General features: G+C 71.4%; 16 protein-coding genes. 3 read left to right on the forward strand and 13 right to left on the reverse strand.

The annotated features are described in order from the left end of the window. Nucleotides 1–46 precede the first annotated feature (46 nt). A complete protein-coding gene (locus ACGFYP_RS02315; protein ID WP_393485444.1) occupies nucleotides 47–1,435 on the reverse strand; it encodes a GH1 family beta-glucosidase in 1,389 nt (462 codons plus the stop codon). On the opposite strand from ACGFYP_RS02315, the gene ACGFYP_RS02320 reads away from it, so the two are divergent. Then, nucleotides 1,404–1,580, forward strand: coding sequence for a hypothetical protein (locus tag ACGFYP_RS02320; protein ID WP_393486045.1), 177 nt, complete (start codon nucleotides 1,404–1,406; stop codon nucleotides 1,578–1,580). The genes ACGFYP_RS02315 and ACGFYP_RS02320 overlap by 32 nt on opposite strands. Here ACGFYP_RS02320 and ACGFYP_RS02325 read toward each other — a convergent pair. The 3 genes from ACGFYP_RS02325 to ACGFYP_RS02335 are packed head-to-tail and all read right to left on the reverse strand — an operon-like array spanning nucleotide 1,573 to nucleotide 4,793. After that, the gene (locus ACGFYP_RS02325; protein WP_393485446.1) at nucleotides 1,573–2,472 is read right to left on the reverse strand and encodes a carbohydrate ABC transporter permease; all 900 of its coding nucleotides are present in this window, start codon (nucleotides 2,470–2,472) and stop codon (nucleotides 1,573–1,575) included. The genes ACGFYP_RS02320 and ACGFYP_RS02325 overlap by 8 nt on opposite strands. Beyond that, nucleotides 2,465–3,463 carry a carbohydrate ABC transporter permease gene (locus ACGFYP_RS02330; RefSeq protein ID WP_393485448.1) on the reverse strand — a complete coding sequence of 333 codons (999 nt, stop codon included), beginning with the start codon at nucleotides 3,461–3,463 and terminating at the stop codon, nucleotides 2,465–2,467. Before ACGFYP_RS02330 ends, ACGFYP_RS02325 begins: the two co-directional genes overlap by 8 nt. A 13-nt stretch (nucleotides 3,464–3,476) precedes the next feature. Continuing rightward, a complete protein-coding gene (locus ACGFYP_RS02335) occupies nucleotides 3,477–4,793 on the reverse strand; it encodes an extracellular solute-binding protein (RefSeq protein ID WP_393485450.1) in 1,317 nt (438 codons plus the stop codon). A 186-nt stretch (nucleotides 4,794–4,979) separates the two neighbouring features. Here ACGFYP_RS02335 and ACGFYP_RS02340 point away from each other — a divergent pair, with 186 nt between their 5' ends. Continuing rightward, nucleotides 4,980–6,293 carry an ROK family protein gene (locus tag ACGFYP_RS02340; RefSeq protein WP_393485452.1) on the forward strand — a complete coding sequence of 438 codons (1,314 nt, stop codon included), beginning with the start codon at nucleotides 4,980–4,982 and terminating at the stop codon, nucleotides 6,291–6,293. Nucleotides 6,294–6,452: 159 nt separating this feature from the next. Continuing rightward, nucleotides 6,453–6,746 carry a DUF2188 domain-containing protein gene (locus ACGFYP_RS02345; RefSeq protein WP_361965164.1) on the forward strand — a complete coding sequence of 98 codons (294 nt, stop codon included), beginning with the start codon at nucleotides 6,453–6,455 and terminating at the stop codon, nucleotides 6,744–6,746. A 107-nt stretch (nucleotides 6,747–6,853) separates the two neighbouring features. On the opposite strand, the gene ACGFYP_RS02350 is transcribed toward ACGFYP_RS02345, so the two are convergent. From ACGFYP_RS02350 to ureA, 9 genes are all read right to left on the reverse strand, one after another. Further along, nucleotides 6,854–7,966: an agmatine/peptidylarginine deiminase gene (locus ACGFYP_RS02350; RefSeq protein WP_393485455.1), complete on the reverse strand. Its 1,113-nt coding sequence runs from the start codon at nucleotides 7,964–7,966 to the stop codon at nucleotides 6,854–6,856. Beyond that, the gene (locus ACGFYP_RS02355) at nucleotides 7,963–8,796 is read right to left on the reverse strand and encodes an ABC transporter ATP-binding protein (RefSeq protein WP_393485457.1); all 834 of its coding nucleotides are present in this window, start codon (nucleotides 8,794–8,796) and stop codon (nucleotides 7,963–7,965) included. Before ACGFYP_RS02355 ends, ACGFYP_RS02350 begins: the two co-directional genes overlap by 4 nt. Continuing rightward, a complete protein-coding gene (locus tag ACGFYP_RS02360; protein ID WP_393485459.1) occupies nucleotides 8,789–9,814 on the reverse strand; it encodes an ABC transporter ATP-binding protein in 1,026 nt (341 codons plus the stop codon). The genes ACGFYP_RS02355 and ACGFYP_RS02360 overlap by 8 nt, the downstream gene beginning before the upstream one ends. After that, nucleotides 9,811–10,671 (reverse strand): ABC transporter permease, encoded by an 861-nt coding sequence (locus ACGFYP_RS02365; RefSeq protein ID WP_393485461.1) that lies wholly within the window; start codon nucleotides 10,669–10,671, stop codon nucleotides 9,811–9,813. Before ACGFYP_RS02365 ends, ACGFYP_RS02360 begins: the two co-directional genes overlap by 4 nt. Then, complete coding sequence (locus tag ACGFYP_RS02370) at nucleotides 10,668–11,636, reverse strand: ABC transporter permease (protein ID WP_393485463.1); 969 nt, start codon at nucleotides 11,634–11,636, stop codon at nucleotides 10,668–10,670. Before ACGFYP_RS02370 ends, ACGFYP_RS02365 begins: the two co-directional genes overlap by 4 nt. Further along, on the reverse strand, nucleotides 11,633–13,342 hold the full coding sequence (locus tag ACGFYP_RS02375) for an ABC transporter substrate-binding protein (RefSeq protein ID WP_393485466.1): 1,710 nt from the start codon (nucleotides 13,340–13,342) through the stop codon (nucleotides 11,633–11,635). The genes ACGFYP_RS02370 and ACGFYP_RS02375 overlap by 4 nt, the downstream gene beginning before the upstream one ends. A 77-nt stretch (nucleotides 13,343–13,419) precedes the next feature. Then, the gene (locus ACGFYP_RS02380; RefSeq protein ID WP_393485468.1) at nucleotides 13,420–14,433 is read right to left on the reverse strand and encodes an agmatine/peptidylarginine deiminase; all 1,014 of its coding nucleotides are present in this window, start codon (nucleotides 14,431–14,433) and stop codon (nucleotides 13,420–13,422) included. Between the two features lie 127 nt (nucleotides 14,434–14,560). Continuing rightward, nucleotides 14,561–16,330 (reverse strand): urease subunit alpha, encoded by a 1,770-nt coding sequence (locus ACGFYP_RS02385; protein ID WP_393485470.1) that lies wholly within the window; start codon nucleotides 16,328–16,330, stop codon nucleotides 14,561–14,563. Then, nucleotides 16,327–17,043 carry an urease subunit gamma gene (gene ureA, locus ACGFYP_RS02390; RefSeq protein ID WP_393485473.1) on the reverse strand — a complete coding sequence of 239 codons (717 nt, stop codon included), beginning with the start codon at nucleotides 17,041–17,043 and terminating at the stop codon, nucleotides 16,327–16,329. Before ureA ends, ACGFYP_RS02385 begins: the two co-directional genes overlap by 4 nt. Nucleotides 17,044–17,260 lie beyond the last annotated feature (217 nt).

Genomic DNA, 17,260 nt, shown 5'->3' on the forward strand with positions numbered 1-17,260 from the left:
GGCGCGGGCCCCCCCCCCCCGGCGGGGGCCCGCCACGGGGCGCCGGTCAGGCGGTCAGGCCCCGGTGGGCGCGGATGATGGCCGCGTACCTGAACCCGCTCCCCTTCGTCGTCCGCCGCTGCGTGGCGTAGTCGACGTGGACGAGGCCGAAGCGCTTGTCGTAGCCGTAGGCCCACTCGAAGTTGTCGAGCAGGGACCACGCGTAGTAGCCGGCGAGCGGCGCGCCCTTGCGCAGGGCGCGGGCGCAGGCGGCCACGTGTTCCTCCAGGTACGCGGTCCGCTCGGGGTCGTCGACCGTCCCGTCCGGGCCAACGCTGTCGGGGAAGGCGGAACCGTTCTCGGTGACGTACAGCCGTCGGGCGCCGTAGTCGTCGGTGAGCCGCATCAGGAGCGCTTCGAGCCCGTCGCCGTCGATCTGCCAGTCCATTCCGGTGCGCGGCACGTCCGGCAGACGCACCTCGCGGGCGTACGGGACGGGTCCGGCGGGGTCGTCGGCGACGGTCACCGGGAAGTAGTAGTTGACGCCGTGCCAGTCGAGCGGCGCGGCGATCGTGGCGAGGTCGCCCGGCCGTTCGGGCAGCTCGACGCCGTAGAGCTCGCGCATGTCGGTGGGGAAGCCACGGCCGTACACGGGGTCGAGCCACCAGCGGTTGGTGTGGCCGTCCATGCGGGTGGCGGCCGCGATGTCCTCGGGCCGGGTGGAGGCGGGCGCGACGGTCGAGTGGTTGGTGACGATGCCGACCTGGGCGGCGGGGGCGGCCGCGCGGACGGCCTGGGTCGCGAGGCCGTGGCCGAGGAGCAGGTGGTAGGAGGCACGGACGGCGGCGGTGAGGTCGGTCAGGCCGGGCGCCATGCGCCCTTCGAGGTGGCCGATCCAGGCCGAGCAGAGCGGTTCGTTGAGGGTGGCCCACTGGGGAACCCGGTCGCCGAGGCGGGCGGCGACGATCTCGGCGTACCGGGCGAAGTGCTCGGCGGTCTCCCGCTCGGCCCAGCCGCCGCGGTCCTGGAGCGCCTGGGGCAGGTCCCAGTGGTAGAGGGTGACCGAGGGGGTGATCCCGGCGTCGAGGAGGCCGTCGACGAGCCGGTCGTAGAAGTCGAGCCCCGGCGTGTTGAGCGGCCCGTCGCCGGTCGGCAGGATGCGGGGCCAGGCGATGGACAACCGGTAGGCGTCGACGCCGAGGTCGCGCATCAGGGCGATGTCCTCGGGCCAGCGGTGGTAGTGGTCGCAGGCGATGTCGCCGTGGTCGTCGTTGTCGATGGCGCCCGGGGTGTGGGAGAAGGTGTCCCAGATGGACGGGCCGCGGCCGTCCTCGGCCACGGCGCCCTCGATCTGGTAGGCGGAGGTCGCGGTGCCCCAGGAGAAACCGGCGGGGAAGGCGCCCAGGTCGAGCGTGCGGGCGTCGGTGGAGTCGGACACGGAGGACCTCTCTGACATCGGTGGGGACGTCTGCGCGGACGTCGCTGGAAGCATCGGCGGAGACATCTGCGCGGCTGTCGCCGGAGACGACGGCGCGGACATCTGCGCGGACATCTGCGCGGACATCTGCGCGGACATCTGCAAGAAGGAAGGCGTCACTTGACCGCACCCGCGGTCAGGCCTGCGACGAGGTAGCGCTGGAGGAGGAGGAAGCCGGCGACGACGGGGACGCTCACGACGAGGGAGGCCGCCATCACCTGGTTCCAGTACACGTCGTTCTGGGTGGCGTAGCCCTGCAGGCCGACGGCGAGGGTACGGGTGGTGTCGTTGGTCATCACGGAGGCGAAGAGGACCTCGCCCCACGCGGTCATGAACGCGTAGACGGCGACGGCGACGATGCCCGGTGTCGCCGCGGGGACGATCACCCGGAACAGGGCGCCGAGCGGCCCGCAGCCGTCGACCTTGGCCGCCTCGTCGAGGTCGCGCGGGATCGAGTCGAAGTAGCCGATCAGCATCCAGATGGAGAACGGCAGCGAGAAGGTGAGGTACGTCAGGATCAGCCCGCCGCGCGAGCCGAAGAGCGCGATCCCGGTGGCGTTGCCGATGTTGACGTAGATGAGGAACAGCGGAAGCAGGAAGAGGATGCCGGGGAACATCTGCGTGGACAGCACGGTCACGGTGAAGACCCGCTTGCCGCGGAAGCCGTAGCGGCTGACCGCGTACGCCGCGAAGACCGCGACGACCACGGAGCACACGGTCGCCGCGCCGGCCACCACGAGGGAGTTCACGAAGTAGTCGGCGAGCGGGACGGTCTGCCAGATGTCGACATACGGCCGGAGGGTGATCCCCGAGGGGAGCCACTGGAACTTCCCCGAGACGTCCTCCAGCGGCTTGAGGGAGCTGGAGACCATCACGTAGACCGGCAGCAGGACGAAACCGGTGAGCAGGGTGAGGAAGATCCGCCGGGTCCACAGGAAGGAGCGGGGCGGGGCCATCGGGGAACGGGGCGCGGCCATCGGGGAGCGAGGGCTCCGCCGCAGGGCGGGCTCAGACATCTCCGGCTTTCCTTCCTCGGCTGGTGAGAAGCAGGTAGACGCCCGTGACGAGGAGCAGGAAGAGCAGCAGCAGGACGGACATCGCCGAGCCGGTGCCGAAGTTCCAGGTCTGGAACGAGGACTGGTAGATGTGCAGGGAGATCAGGTCGGCCGCTTCGGGCGCCGCCTTGCCGAAGAGCACGAACGGCGTGTTGAAGTCGTTGAAGGTCCACAGGAACAGCACGAGGACGAGGACCTGGTTGACCGGTCGCAGCGAGGCCAGGGTGATGTGCCTGATCTGCCGCCACACCCCGGCACCGTCCAGTGCGGCGGCCTCGTACAGGTCGCGCGGGATGTTCTGCAGGCCGGCCATGACGGTGAGGAAGGCGAACGGCCAGCCCTTCCAGACGGAGACGATGAGCAGGGCCCAGAAGCTGTTGTCCCCGATGAGCCAGAAGGCGGGGCTGTCCCCGATGCCCAGCTGGTCGTGCAGGACGTGGTTGATCAGTCCGTTGTCGCGCTGGAACATGAACGCCCAGGTGATGACGGCGGCGTAGACGGGCAGGGCGTACGGCACGAGGAAGAGCGCGCGCAGCAGGCCCCGGCCGCGGAAGGTCTCCTGGAGGAAGACGGCGGCGGCGGTGCCGAGGAGCCAGCACAGGCCGACGGACGCGACGGTGAACAGACAGGTCGTCACGAAGGACTTCAGGAGGGCCTGCCCGACGGGGGCGTCGAAGTCGATCGCGAGCGTGTAGTTGTCGAGGCCGGTCCACGGCGCGTCGCCCCAGCTCCGGATGGTGAACTGGGTGAGCGCCTTGAAGCTCATGCCGATGCCGATGAGCATCGGCACGAGGTGGACGAGGAGTTCGAGGGCGAGGGCGGGCAGGAGCAGCAGGTACGGCAGCGAGATGCGGCGCAGCCGCCCGGAGCGGCGGCGCGGGGTGCGCGCCTCTCCGGGCGGGGTCTTCCGCACCGTCCGCGGCCTTGCCTGGTGCGTGACGGTCGATGTCATGAGGGGTCCGTGCCTACTTCTTGGGCATCTGCTGCTGGGCCTTGTCGAGCGCGGCCTTCACCGACTCGGTGGTGACGGGGCGGCCGGCGGCGGCGTCGGCGAACAGCTCCTTGACCGCGGTGCCGACGACGGTCTCGAACTGGGACTCCTCGGGGACCTGCGGCAGGGCGGAGGCGCTGGTGGCGAGCGTGTCCCTGATGACCTTGAGCGACGGGGTGTCGAAGGCGGGGTCGGCCTGCGCGGTCTTGACCGGCGGGACGGAACCGTAGGCCTTGTTGAGGGTCTTCTGCTCCTCGTCGCTGGTCATGAACTTCACGAACTTCGTGGCGCCGTCGAGGTTCTTGGTGTTCTTGAAGACGGCCATGTTGATGCCGGCGACCATGGAGTTGACGGAGGTGCCCTGGCCGGGCGCGCCGGAGGGGACGGGCGCGGGGGCGACGCCCCACTCCTCCTCGCTCATGCCCTGGGAGGCGAAGGTCTGGGAGGGGGTCTGCCACAGGACCATGGCCGTCTTGTCCTTGGCGAAGTCGCTGAGCGACTGGTTCTGGGCGTACTCCGCGTTGCCGGGCGCGACGATCTTGTGGGCGGCCATGAGGTCGACGTACTGCTTGACGGCGGCGACGGCGCCGTCGGAGGTGAAGTCGGCCTTGCCGTCGGCGGTGAAGAAGTCTGCGCCGCGCTGCTTGCCGAGGACGAAGACCTGGTGGATGTTGTTGGAGAGGTTGGAGCCCTCGACGCCGATGGCCCACTTGCCGTCCTTGCTCAGGAGCTTGCCCGTGGCGGCGAGTTCGTCCCAGGTGGCCGGCGGCTTCTCGACACCGGCGTCCTTGAACATCTTCTTGTTGTAGTAGAGCGCGTACGCCATGGAGTACAGGGGGACGGCGGCCGGGTCCTGGCCGGGGGCGCCGGTGGAGCCGAGGGCGGAGTCGACGAAGCGGTCCTTGCCGCCGATCTTCGCGAAGGCCGCGTCGTCCCAGGGCAGCAGGGCGCCGGTGGACTGGAGCGAGGCGCTCCAGGTGTTGCCTATGTTGAGGACGTCGGGGCCCTGGCCGGAGGTGGTGGCGGTGAGGATCCGGTTGAGCAGGTCCGACCAGGGCACCACCTCCAGCTTCACCTTGATGCCCGTCTCCCGCTCGAACTGGTCGAGTTCGGGCTGCAGGACCTTCTTGTCGACCTCGATGCTGGACCCTTGGTTGGAGGCCCAGTACGTGAGCGTCTTCGGCTGGGAGTTGGAGCCGGAACCGCCGGAGGTGCCGCCCCCGCATGCGGCGGCGGTGAGAACGAGGGAGAGGGTGACGGCACCGGTGACCGCGGCTCTGATTCTGCGCATGGCTCCTCAAGGCCCTTTCGGGGAGTGACGGAGTCCGGGGAGGAGGTGGGGCGGGCGAGACGTCCCGCGCTCGCCCCGTGCACCCCCGGCTTATTTTAGGACGTGAGTTAAATACCGAGAGAAGGTCGCGTCAAGGGCCCCGACAGGGGTATCTTGCGAGCAGAGACTTCAGGAACAGGGGGCAGAGTGCGAGCGAAGAGCAGCCGTACGGTGCGTGACCTGCGGCGGGAGAACCGCACCGCGGTCCTGCGACGTTTGTACTTCGACGGGCCGCAGAGCCGTCTGACGCTCGGCCCCGCGACCGGCCTGAGCTCAGGATCGGTCAGCAACGTGGTCGGCGAGCTGCTGGCCGAGGGCCTCGTGGAGGAGGCCGGCAGCGTCGACTCCGCGGGGGGCCGCCCCCGCACCCTGCTCCGCGTCAGCCCGGGCAGCGGCTGCATGATCGGCATCGACGTCGGCGAGACCCGCATCAGGGTGGAGCTCCTCGACCTCGCCCTGACCGAACTCGCGCGCGTGGAGCGGCCGTTGGCGAACGACGGCCCGGGCCCGCACGGCCGGTACGAGGTCGGCATCGTGGTCGGCCACGTACGCGACGGCATCGCCGAGGTGCTGCGCGCGGCGGACGTGCCCGCGGAGCGGCTGCTCGGCGTCGGCATCGGCGTCCCCGGCATCGTCGCCCACACCGCCGAGGACGGCGCCGTGGTGCACGGCCAGACCACCGGCTGGGACGCCGTCCCCCTTGAGCGGCTGCTCCGGGAGACGGACGCGGTGCCCGAGAGCGTGCCGTACCTCATCGACAACGGCTCCAAGACGCTCGGCCAGGCCGAGATGTGGTTCGGCGCCGGTCGTGGTGTCGCCGACGCGGTCGTCGTGCTCTTCGGTTCGGGTGTCGGCGCGTGCGTGATCGGCGAGGGCAACGAGTCGGGCCGGGCGATCGAGTGGGGTCATCTGACGGTACGGGTCCGGGGGCGCCGCTGCCGCTGCGGTTCCCAGGGCTGCCTGGAGGCGTACGCGGGCGCCGAGGCGCTCCTGGAGCGCTGGCGGGAGGCGGGCGGCAGGCCGCCGACAGGGGCGGACGAGGAGACGGCGCTGACCGCGATGCTCACGGCCGCGTACCCGCCGGAGGGCTCGGACGTGGAGCCCGACGCGACGGCGCTCGCCGTCCTGGAGGAGACCGCCGAGTACCTGGGCGCCGGCTTCGCCGACCTGATCAACCTCTTCCAGCCCGAACGCATCCTGGTCGGCGGCTGGGCGGGCCTCCAACTCGGCTCCCGCTTCCTGGAGACGGTCAAGCCCCACGCGGCCGCCTTCGCCCTGCGCTACCCGGCCGGCAGGACCCGGATCGAACTGGGCACGCTGGGCCCGGACGCGGTCACCGTGGGCGCGGCGATCCTCCCCCTGGAAGCCTTCTTCGCCCGGGGCGGCCGCCGCACGGAGGCCCCGCCCGAGGAGCCGATCCCCACCTGGCAACCGGCCCTGCAACACCGCGTGACGTCCTGAGCGGCCGGGGCCACCGCCCTGACCGACGGGCCCCGGGAAGGCCGGCGCGGGGACCGGCGCCCGCAGGCGTGCGATCACGGTTGAAGCCTGTATAGCCTGGCTTCAGGATCCAGGGTGATCCGGACGACCCGGGCGAGCTCGTACCGGGAGGAGACGATCATGGCAACGAAGCGGACCGTCTACCACGTCGCACCGTCCGGCGAGCGGGCGGCCGCCGCGGGCGTGAAGTGGCAGGTCGAGGGCAGGGAAGGCCGGCGGATCCTGCACGAGCCGCACCGTACGCAGCAGGACGCGATCGAAGCCGCCCGGCAACGGGCCAAGGAGCACACCCCCGCGCAGGTCGTCGTCCACGCCCGCGACGGACACGTCCGCACCGCGTACACCTACGGCGACGCGGCCACGGCCCCGGACGAGCGCGGCCGCAGGGCGGGCGAGCACGGGGGCGTCTTCTAGGCATCGCTCCCGGACAGCAGGGAGCGAAGAGGCCTCGCTCCCTGCCGACCGGGAGCGCCCGTCCCCCGGTACCACCGGAGGAACGGGCGCGGGTCGGGGCCTGAGTCTCACACGGCGGGCTGCTGCTGGGTGACGCAGTGGATGCCGCCGCCGCCCGTGCCGAGGCGGTCGATGTCGATCTGTTCGATGACGCGGTCCGGGTAGAGGCGGGCCAGGGTCGCCTTCGCCGCCGCGTCCGCCCTCGTGTCGCCGAAGTGGGCGCTGATGACGGCGCCGTTGCAGAGGTAGAAGTTGGCGTACGAGGCCAGGAAGTCCGGGTTCGTGGAGCGGATCTTGTTGTAGTCGGGGCCCTGGAGGCGCATCGCGTCCATGGGGGCTCCGGTGGCGGTCGTCGAGGTGGACAGGATGCTGTACTGCTGGCGCGCGTCGCGGGCGTAGGCGTCGTTGTCGGTGGAGAGGGGCATCTGGACGAGGGCCTCCCCCGGGGCGAGGAAGCGGGACGTGGCGTCGACGTGGTCGTCGGTGATGTCCTGGCCACGCACGCCGTCGAACCAGATCACCTTGGAGGCGCCGTACGCCTGGCACATCGCCGCCTCGATCTGGCGCTCCGACCTCCCGGGGTTGCGGTTGCGGTTCACCAGACTGCTCCGGGTCGCCATGAGGGTGCCGGCCCCGTCCTGCTCGATGGCGCCGCCCTCGCCGACCAGGGCGGCGCGGGTGAACGGCACGCCGACGTAGGCGGCGATCCGCTCGGCCACCAGGGCGTCCTTGGCGTGGGTCTGCTTGTTGCCCCAGCCGTTGAAGTTGAGGCCCACGGCGTCCAGGCCGCCCTGGCCGTCCGTACGGAAGACGGGTCCCGAGTCACGCGTCCACGCGTCGTCGACGGGGATGGAGGTGATGACCGTGACCGTGGAGCCGCACATCGAGCGCGCCTTGGCGGCGCTGCCGGAGTTGGCGCACATGACGACCGGTTCGTACTTCGCGATCGTACGGGCGATCAGGGCGATGTCCGCCTGGATGCCGCTCAGCTTGTTGCCCCAGATGGACGTGCTGTCGGGCCAGGCCATCCATGTGCGGGTGTGGCGGACGTCCTCGACCGGTACCTGGAAGGTGCCTGCGGCCGCGCGGGCCCTGCCCTCGGTGGTCGTGGCCAGTGCCGCGCCGGCGGCGGTCAGTCCGGCCGCGACGAGGAACCCTCGCCTGTTCAAGCCTCGGGTCACTTCTGCCTCCTGAGTGGGGGTGACTGCGGGGACGACAGCTCCAGGCGGGCCGCCACGATCCGGTCCGGGTTCCAGCCGGGACGCGGTACGGAGTCCAGGAGCAGCCGGGTGTACGGGTGTTGCGGCGCGGCGAGCACCTCGCTGGTGGGGCCCGCCTCGACGACGCGGCCGCGGTGCATGACGAGGACCTCGTCGGTGACGCACCGGACCACGCCGAGGTCATGGGTGATGAACAGGTAGCCGATCGTGGTCTGTTCGCGGATGTCGGCGAGCAGGTTGAGGATCTGGGCCTGTACGGACACGTCGAGCGCGGCGACCGCCTCGTCCAGGACGAGGACGGCCGGTTCGACGGCGAGGGCGCGAGCGATGGCGACGCGCTGGCGCTGCCCGCCGGAGAGCTGCCGGGGCAGGGCGTCGCCGGCGCGGGTGCCGAGACCCACCTGATCGAGGAGTTCCCGGATGCGCGGCTCCGGGTCGCGGTCGGGGAAGTGCAGGCGCAGGGTCTCGCGCAGCACCCGTTCGACGCTGGTCCTGGGGTCGAGGGAGAGGTACGGGTCCTGGAAGACCATCTGCACCTCGCGCGCTCGGGCGAGGCGCTGGGCCCGGCCGCGTACCCGGGCGGGCCTGGCCCTGCCCCGTACCCGTACCTCTCCGGCGTCGGCACGCTCCAGGCCGACGACGACGCGGGCGGTGGTGGTCTTGCCGGATCCGGATCCGCCGACGATGCCGAGGGAACCGCCTTCCGGCAGGGTGAACGACACGTCGTCCACGGCCCGGAGCGTGGCGAAGGATCTGCTCAGGCCGACGGCTCGCAGCAGGGGTTCAGGCATCGGCGACCGCTCCTTCTTCCGCGAGCCGGAGCCGGTCGCTGTGGTGGCAGGCGGCGACATGCTCGGGACGGCCCTGGGCCGGCCGTGCTTCCGGGACGGACTCCCGGCAGATCCCGGTCGCCAGGGAACAGCGGGCCGCGAAGGCGCAGCCGGCCGGCGGGGTGCGCAGGTCGGGCGGCTGCCCGGGGATGGCGGAGAGTCGGCCGCCGGGAGCCGTGAGGCGGGGCGTGGAGGCGAGCAGCGCCGCGGTGTACGGATGACGGGGATGCTCGAACAGGGCGTCGGCGGGGCCGGTCTCGACGATCCGTCCTGCGTACATCACGTACACGCGGTCGCTGATCGCCGCCGCGAGGTCGAGGTCGTGGGTGACGAACAGCAGCCCCGTGCGGAAGGTCGCGCGGAGCCGGGCGAGGAGGGCGATCACCTCGGCCTGGGTGGTGACGTCGAGCGCCGTGGTCGGTTCGTCGGCGAGGAGGAGCGCGGGATCGCCCATCAGCGCGGCGGCGATCACCACTCGCTGCAGCATGCCGCCCGACACCTGACTCGGGTATGTCCCGAGGGCCGTGTCGTCGAGGCCCACCGCCCGGAGCAGCTCGACCGCCCGGGCGGTGGCGGTGGGCCCGTCCATGAGCCCGGTAGCCCTGACTCCTTCGGTGAGGAAGTCCCCGATGCGGCGCAACGGGTTCAGGGTGGCCCGAGGGTCCTGGAAGATCATGGCGACCGTGCCCGCGCGCAGGGCGCGCAGGCGCTCGGCGGACGCGGCGAGGACGTCGTGGCCCTCGACCCGTACGGCGCCCTCGGTGGCGGCGCCGGGCGGCAGCAGGCCCAGGGCGGCGCGTGACGTGAGGGACTTTCCCGAGCCGGACTCGCCGACGAGGGCGACGGTGTCCCCCGGACCGACGGTGAGGTCGACCCCGTCGAGCACCGGGCGGGCGGTACCGGGGAGGGTCAGGCGCAGGCCCCAGATGTCGAGGGCGGGCGCCGGAGACGCTGAGGTGGGTGGGGGCATCGGGCTCATCGGGCTCTCCTGGCTACGCGGTCGGCCCAGCGCTCTCCGACCACGTTGAACGCGACGACGGTGAGCACGACGAGGGCGCACGGCAGGATCGCGGAGAGCGGGTAGCCGTGCTGGATCGCGGTCTGGCCGTCGAAGACCATGCGGCCCCAGTCGGGCGTGAGCGGGGGCACGCCGAGACCGAGGAACGACAGGCCGGCGAGGTCCATGAGGGCGTAGCCGAAGTTGATGGTGGACTGGGCGAGGACGACGGGGGCGATGTTGGGCAGGATGTGGCGCAGGCAGATCTGGAAGGCCGAGTGCCCCTGCACCTGATGGGCGCTCACGTACGGGCGGGCACGTTCGGCCAGGACGAGCGAGCGCGTGAGCCGGCTGACGTACGGCAGGTAGGCCACGCCGAGCGCCGCGACGGGTGCGAGCAGCCCCTCCCCGTACACGGACACGACGAGGATCGCCAGGAGCATTCCGGGGAAGGCGAAGACGAGTTCGGTGGACCGGGAGAGGACGGAGTCGAGCCAGCCGCCGCGCCAGGCCGCGGCGGTGCCGACGGCCACTCCGGCGACGGTCGAGAGGGCGACGACGCCGAGCGGGCCGAGCAGGGAGGTGCGGGCGCCGAGCAGCAGCCGGGAGAGGGTGTCGCGGCCGGCGGTGTCGGCGCCGAGCGGGTGGTCGGCGGAGGGCCCGGCGAGCGCGGCACCGAGATCGACCGCGTTGGGCTCATGGGGCGCCAGCCAGGGGGCGAGCAGAGCGGCGAGGACGACGAGTCCGACGAAGCCGAGGCAGACCAGGTGGAGCGGCGAGCGGCCCGAGGTGGCCGTGAGCTTGGACAGGCCGGGGCGTCGGGTGAGGACGGCGGTCATGCGGTGGCCCCTCTCGTTCCGAGGGTGATCCGTGGGTCGACCAGGGGCAGCAGGAGGTCGACGATCAGGTTCACGGCCATGAACAGGGCCACGACGATCAGGGAGACCGCCTGGACGGTCGGGAAGTCCTTGGTCGTGGTGGCCAGTTCGAGGAGCTGCCCGATGCCGCCGATGCTGAACGCCGTCTCCACGAGGATCGTGCAGACCAGCAGGGTGGAGACGATCAGACCTCCGGTGGTGAGCACGGTCCCGAGCGAGTTGCGCAGCACATGGCGGCGGATGACCAGGCGTTCGGGGACGCCCCGGCTGCGCGCCACGGTCACATGCTCGCCTTCGAGGGCTTCGAGCATGGCGGTGCGGGTGACGCGGGCGAGCATCCCGATCAGGTAGAGCGCGAGGGCGATCGCCGGCAGGGTCAGGTGCCACACCATGTCGAGGAAGCCGTCGCCCGCGCCGCCGCTGGGGAACCACCCCAGCCTGACGGCGAAGAGCCCTTGGAGCAGGACGGCCGCGACGAAGGACGGGGTGCCGACGGCGAACGCGGTGGCGACGAGGACGGCCGTGTCCGTCCTGCCCCCTCGTACGGCGGCGATCCGGCCGAGCACGAGTCCCACGACGAGGACGACGGCGAGTGCCATGGTGATCAGCAGCAGGGTGGTGGGCAACCGGTCGGCCAGGAGCCGGGAGACGTCGGTGCGGTACGTGAGGGACCGTCCGAAGTCGCCCTGGAGCACGTCGCCGAGCCAGCGTAGATAGCGCTCGGCGAACGGGGCGTCGAGGTGGTGGCGGGCGTTGACGGCGGCGAGCGCCTCCGGCGAGGCGGAACGGCCGGAGAGCAGGAAGCTCGCGGGGCTGCCGGGCGCCAGGTACATCGCGGCGAAGACGACGAAGGAGGCGACGAGGAGGGTGGCGCCCATCTCGGCGACCCGTCGTACGGCGAATCTCAGGAAGCCGACGAGACTCATGGCGCGGCTCCCGGCTCGGTCCGACCCGCGCTGAGGGATCCGGTGTCCGCGGCGCCGACGTCCGCGGCCCACGGGTAGTACATGTACGCGATGGTGGTCGGGGCTCCCGTGATCCTCTTGTTGAGGAAGAGGGCCGTCGGCCACTCCGCCACCGGGATCCAGGGCAGCCGTTCGGCCGCGTGCCGCTGGAGCGCGGTCTCGATGCGCAGGCGCTGGTCCTTGTCGTACGTCGAGGTGGCCCGCTCGACCAGCGCGTCGTACTGCTTGTCGCTGTACCCGGCGAAGTTGAGGTACGCGCCGGTCTTGAAGTTCGTCAGGAGATCGAGCGGGTCGGTGATCGAGTCGTAGTAGGTCACCGGGAACATGTCGATGCCCTCGCGCGCCTCGGGGTCCGTGAAGAGCGCCGTGAAGGCGTTCGGGGCGACGGACTTGAGGTTGATCCGCAACCCGATCTCGCTGCCGGCGGCCTGGACGGCCGTGGCGAGGAGGGAGACGTCCTGGCCGATGGAGCTGGTGGCGACGGTCAGGGTCTTGCCGGTGGCGCCGGCCTCCTTGACGAGCGCCTTCGCCTTCTCGACGTCCCGCGTGGTGGGCGGCAGTCCGGCGAAGGCCGCCTCGCGCACGTCCGGGGAGGCTCCCGCCCACGCGGCGCGCGTGGTGAGGGAGCTGGTGGCGGTCCCGGCGCCGCCGAGACCTGCCTTCACGAACCCGGAGCGGTCCAGTGCGAAGGAGAGCGCCTGCCGTACGCGGACGTCGCCCAGCGGGCCCCGCATGTTCGTGATGCCGAGGTTGACCGTACTGAGGCCCTCGCCGAACCAGAGGGTGCCGACACCGCTCTCCTTGAGGCGTCCGTAGCTCTCGGTGGGGATGAGGTAGCCGCCGTCGGCCTCTCCGCCGAGCAGCGCGTTGGTACGGGCCGAGGGGTCGGTGAGGAAGCGGAAGACGACCTTGCCGGCCTTGGCGCGGGTGCCCCAGTAGCCGTCGAAACGCCGCAGTTCGACCGACTGTCCTTTCTGCCAGGCGCCGAGGGTGAACGGGCCGGTGCAGGCGAGGCCGCCGGAGGTGCCGTAGTCGGCTCCGGCCGCGGTGACCCCCGCCTTGGAGGCGACGACACCGGCGGCGGTCGCCATGTACTGGGGGAACTGCGAGTCGGGCTTCTTCAGCGTGACGGTGACCTGGAGGGGGCCGGTCGTGCGTACGGAGGCGACGTTCTGGAAGTTCTGCGCCCAGGCGGCGGCGTTGTTCGGGTCTCTCTGCCGGCCGAGGCTGAAGACGACGTCGTCCGCCGTCATGGTCCGGCCGTCGTGGAACCGCACCCCGCCCCGCAGGTCGTACACCCAGGTCGTCGGGTCGGGGTTGGTCGCCTTCTCCGCGAGTCCGGGTTCGAGGGTGAGCCCGGGTGTCCAGCGCATCAGGCTCTCGCAGACGTTGGAGAGGATGGTGTTCTGCGGGTAGTCGAACGCCATCGTGTGGTCGAGCGTGGGCGGTTCCGCGTAGACGGCCCAGGTGAAGGAGTCGATGTCCCCCTTGGGCCTGGGCGTACCGGCCGAGAGCGCGAACGAGGCACCGGTTCCGTCGGCCCCGCCTCGGGGCGGGCCGGCGCAGGCCGGGAGTGCGGTGAGCACGGCGACCGAGGTGAGGGCCGCGAGCGCGGTCCTGACCGGGCGGCGTCTCGGGACGCGGGGCGGGGGCGGTGCGGTGCTCATCGTCGCGCTCTCTTTCGGTACGGCAGGTGGGAGGGTGCCGAGGGGCACGGAGGGGGTTGCCGAGGGGGGTGTCGGGGTTACGCGCCGGAGGGGACCGCGGGGATCTGCTGGGTGATGCAGTGGACACCGCCGCCGCCGTACGCGATCACCGGAGCCGGTACGCCGACGACCTTGCGGTCCGGGTACGCGGCGGCGAGCACCTCCATGGCGGCCAGGTCCTGCGACCCTCCGGCCACCGGGACGACGACACCGCCGTTGGCCACGTAGTAGTTGAGGTACGAGACCTCGACCCGGGCGCCCGCGACCTCGCCGAAGGCGGTCTGAGGAACGTCGACGATCTCCAGGGCGCGGCCCCGGGCGTCGGTCGAGACCTCGAGGACCGCGCGGTTGGCGCGCATCCGGGCGAAGTCGGGGTGCTCGGGGTCGTCGGGCAGGGAAACGACGACCTTGCCGGGAGCGGCGAAGGCGCAGACGCCGTCGACGTGACCGTCGGTCTCGGTGTCGAGCAGTCCGCCGTACGGGAGCCAGATCACCTTCTCGACACCGAGCCGGGCCTTGAGCTCGGCCTCGATCTGTTCCCGGGTCATGTCCGGGTTGCGGTTGGGGTGGAGGAGGCACTGCTCGGTGGTGATGAGGGTGCCCTCGCCGTCGACGGTGAGCGCCCCGCCTTCGAGGATCATGTCGGAGGCGATGCGGTCGACGCCGAGGTGCTCCAGGAGCAGGGCGCTGATCCGGTCGTCGGAGTCGTACGGGTGGTGCTTGCGGCCCCAGGCGTTGAAGCGGAAGTCGACGCCGGCCCGGTTCCCCTCGCCGTCCAGGACGAACAGGGGCGCGGAGTCACGGAACCAGGAGTCGTCGAGGGGCAGTTCGAGGACGGTGACGTCGTCACCGCAGTGGGCGCGGACGTCGTCGCCGAAGCCGGGCGGGGCGACCATCGTGACGGGCTCGAAGCGGGCGATCGCGCGGGCGACCTCGGAGTACTCCCACTTCACGGCGGAGAGGACGCCGTTCCACAGGTCCTCGCGGGTGGGCCACGCCATCAGGCAGCCCTCGTGCTCGTCCCACTCGGCAGGCATACGGAAACCGGTCATTGGGGGTCTCTTTTCGGTCGATGGAAGGGATCGTGGACCTAACTGAATTTTCAGTCAAGGCTTTGGGTGCAAGAAGACGCGGGGAACGCCGGAGGAACCGGACGAACCGGGGGAACAACCGGGGCGATCAGAGGAAGTAGAGGCGGCTCAGGGAGACCTCGTGCGTCGGCTCCGAGCGCAGCGGCGCCCCGTCGAGCGTCACGAGGCCGGTGCGGCCGTCGACCTGCACGTCTCCGGTACGGGAGTTGAGGAGCAGGTCGGCCGGTCCGATGCCCCGGGTGCCGCGCACGGCGACCCGGCGACGGCGGGTCGCCAGCGCGTCGTACGGGCGACCGAAGGAACCGGACTCGGCTGCGGCGCGGCTGACGAAGGCCACGGAGAGGTCCGCGGGTGTGGCGCCGTGGGCTCCGAACAGCGGTCCGAGGACGAGGGGTTCGCAGGTGTCGGTGGCCGCGTTGGGGTCTCCTGTCACGCCGTAGGCGGGGAACCCGTTCTTGATGACCATCTGGGGCTTGGCGCCGAAGTACTGCGGCCGCCACAGCACGATGTCGGCCATCTTGCCGACCTCGATCGAGCCGATCTCGTGCGCGAGGCCGTGGGCGATCGCCGGGTTGATCGTGAGCTTGGCCATGTAGCGCATTACACGCGCGTTGTCGTCGTGCGCGCCGTCGCCCTCCATCGGGCCCAGCTCGGCCTTCATCTTCCCGGCCATGGCGAAGGTCCGGCGTACGGTCTCGCCGGCCCTTCCCATCCCCTGCGCGTCGGAGGAGGTGATCCCGATCGCGCCGAGGTCGTGCAGGACGTCCTCCGCCCCCATCGTCCCCGCCCGGATCCGGTCCCGCGCCATCGCGGCGTCGCCGGGCAGGTCGGTCTTCAGGTCGTGGACGGAGACGATCATGCCGTAGTGCTCCGCCACCGCGTCACGCCCGAAGGGGAGCGTGGGGTTGGTGGACGAACCGATGACGTTCGGCACACCCGCCATCTTCAGGACGTTCGGTACATGCCCTCCGCCACAGCCCTCGATGTGGAAGGCGTGGATGGTCCGGCCGTCGAGCACCCGCAGGGTGTCCTCGACGGACAGGCACTCGTTCAGACCGTCACTGTGCAGGGCGACCTGCACGTCGTGCTCCTCCGCCACCCGCAGCGCGGTGTCCAGGGCCCGGGTGTGCGCGCCCATGTCCTCATGGACCTTGAAGCCGGACGCCCCGCCCTCGGCGAGCGCCTCCACCAGCGGGGCACCGTCCGAGGAGGAGCCACGGGCGAGGAAGCCGATGTTGACGGGCCAGGCGTCGAACGCGTTGAAGGCAAGTCGGAGCGCCCAGGGCGAGTTGACGCCGACGCCCCAACTCGGGCCTATCTCCTGCCCGATGATCGTGGTGACACCACTCGCGAGGGACGCCTCCATGATGCGGGGCGAGAGCAGATGGACGTGGGTGTCGACGGCTCCCGCGGTGGCGATCATCCCCTCCCCCGGGATCATCGTCGTCCCCGTACCGACGACGACGTCGACACCGTCGAGGGTGTCGGGGTTGCCCGCACGCCCGATGGCGTGGATCCGGCCCTCGCGAATACCGATCGACACCTTGCGGATGCCCTGGACGGCGTCGATCACCAGGACGTTGCTGATCACCACGTCGCACGTCTCGCGAACGGCCGCGGCCTTCAGATGCATGCCGTCACGGGCGGTCTTGCCGAAGCCGGCGAGGAACTCGTCGCCGGGCTTCTGCGAGTCGGACTCCACCCGCACGACGAGCCCGGAGTCGCCCAGGACGACCCGGTCGCCCGCGCGGGGCCCGTGGACGGAGGCGTATTCGTACGGGTCGATGTGCCGACTGCCTCCGGGGGCGCAGTGGTCGCCGTGGCTGGCGTGGCCGCCGTGCGGGGTCGGCCGGCTCATGCCCGTACCCCTTCCACGGCGTCCCGGAGCGGGGTCGCACCGAGATAGCCGCAGGCCGCGGCCCGCGCCAGGGCGCGGAGCTTGGCGCCGGGCGCGTCGAGCGGGCCGTCGACGAGCCCGGCGAAGCCGGTGACGACACGCGCCCCGCCGATCGGGAGCAGGCCGACGTCGACGGCCTGCCCGGGGTCGAAGCGGATGGACGAACCGGCGGGGGCCGCCAGGCGCATCCCGTAGGCGGCGGCCCTGTCGAAGTCGAGCCGCGGGTTGGCCTCGAAGAAGTGGAAGTGCGAGGTCACGCTGACCGGGACCGTGGCCGTGTTGCGCACCCTGAGCGTGACGACCGGTTCGGGCGACGGAAGGACCTCCGGGCCGGGCAGTACGGCACCGGGGGCGCCGTCGTTCCGGTCCCGGGCCCCGAACGGCTCGGCGACGGCGGCGAGCCGGGTGCCGTCGTCGAAGACGGCCTCCACCTGGATCTCGGTGACCACGTCGACGACGCCGGGCAGCACGTCGTCCGGGCCCAGGACCGAGCGACCCCGCTCGATCGCCTCGGCCAGGCGCAGCCCGTCGCGGGCGGCCTCGCAGACGGTGTCCGCGACGAGCGCGGTCGCCTCGGGGACGTTGAGCCGCAAGCCCCGCGCGTGGCGGGCCCGGGCGAGTTCGGCGGCGGTGAACAGCAGCAGGCGGTCCCGCTCGGTGGGCGTCAGCGGCATGTCGACCTCGTGTACGTGACGTACATGGGTGCTTCCTTCCTCCCCTGCGAAGACGGCGGGGAGAGAGCGAGGGAGTCGGGGTTCCGAGGCCCGGCTCGACATGGGGTGCGGCCGGGCCGGGCGGAGCCCTGCGATGACCTCACTGTGGCACTGACTGAAATTTCAGTCAACACTTTGAACACAGCTTGCCGCGGCTCTGTACGAGAGGACAGAGGAC

It is taken from the genome of Streptomyces sp. NPDC048370 (assembly GCF_043200825.1).
In the GTDB taxonomy this organism is placed as follows: Bacteria; Actinomycetota; Actinomycetes; order Streptomycetales; family Streptomycetaceae; genus Streptomyces.

What these genes read in the sequence shown, in the direction of transcription:
- ACGFYP_RS02315 (WP_393485444.1), bottom strand. Translation starts at nt 1,435, where the DNA reads ATGTCAGAGAGGTCCTCCGTGTCCGACTCCACCGACGCCCGCACGCTC.
- ACGFYP_RS02325 (WP_393485446.1), bottom strand. Translation starts at nt 2,472, where the DNA reads ATGTCTGAGCCCGCCCTGCGGCGGAGCCCTCGCTCCCCGATGGCCGCG.
- ACGFYP_RS02330 (WP_393485448.1), bottom strand. Translation starts at nt 3,463, where the DNA reads ATGACATCGACCGTCACGCACCAGGCAAGGCCGCGGACGGTGCGGAAG.
- ACGFYP_RS02335 (WP_393485450.1), bottom strand. Translation starts at nt 4,793, where the DNA reads ATGCGCAGAATCAGAGCCGCGGTCACCGGTGCCGTCACCCTCTCCCTC.
- ACGFYP_RS02345 (WP_361965164.1), top strand. Translation starts at nt 6,453, where the DNA reads ATGGCAACGAAGCGGACCGTCTACCACGTCGCACCGTCCGGCGAGCGG.
- ACGFYP_RS02355 (WP_393485457.1), bottom strand. Translation starts at nt 8,796, where the DNA reads ATGCCTGAACCCCTGCTGCGAGCCGTCGGCCTGAGCAGATCCTTCGCC.
- ACGFYP_RS02360 (WP_393485459.1), bottom strand. Translation starts at nt 9,814, where the DNA reads ATGAGCCCGATGCCCCCACCCACCTCAGCGTCTCCGGCGCCCGCCCTC.
- ACGFYP_RS02365 (WP_393485461.1), bottom strand. Translation starts at nt 10,671, where the DNA reads ATGACCGCCGTCCTCACCCGACGCCCCGGCCTGTCCAAGCTCACGGCC.
- ACGFYP_RS02370 (WP_393485463.1), bottom strand. Translation starts at nt 11,636, where the DNA reads ATGAGTCTCGTCGGCTTCCTGAGATTCGCCGTACGACGGGTCGCCGAG.
- ACGFYP_RS02375 (WP_393485466.1), bottom strand. Translation starts at nt 13,342, where the DNA reads ATGAGCACCGCACCGCCCCCGCCCCGCGTCCCGAGACGCCGCCCGGTC.
- ACGFYP_RS02380 (WP_393485468.1), bottom strand. Translation starts at nt 14,433, where the DNA reads ATGACCGGTTTCCGTATGCCTGCCGAGTGGGACGAGCACGAGGGCTGC.
- ACGFYP_RS02385 (WP_393485470.1), bottom strand. Translation starts at nt 16,330, where the DNA reads ATGAGCCGGCCGACCCCGCACGGCGGCCACGCCAGCCACGGCGACCAC.
- ureA (WP_393485473.1), bottom strand. Translation starts at nt 17,043, where the DNA reads ATGCCGCTGACGCCCACCGAGCGGGACCGCCTGCTGCTGTTCACCGCC.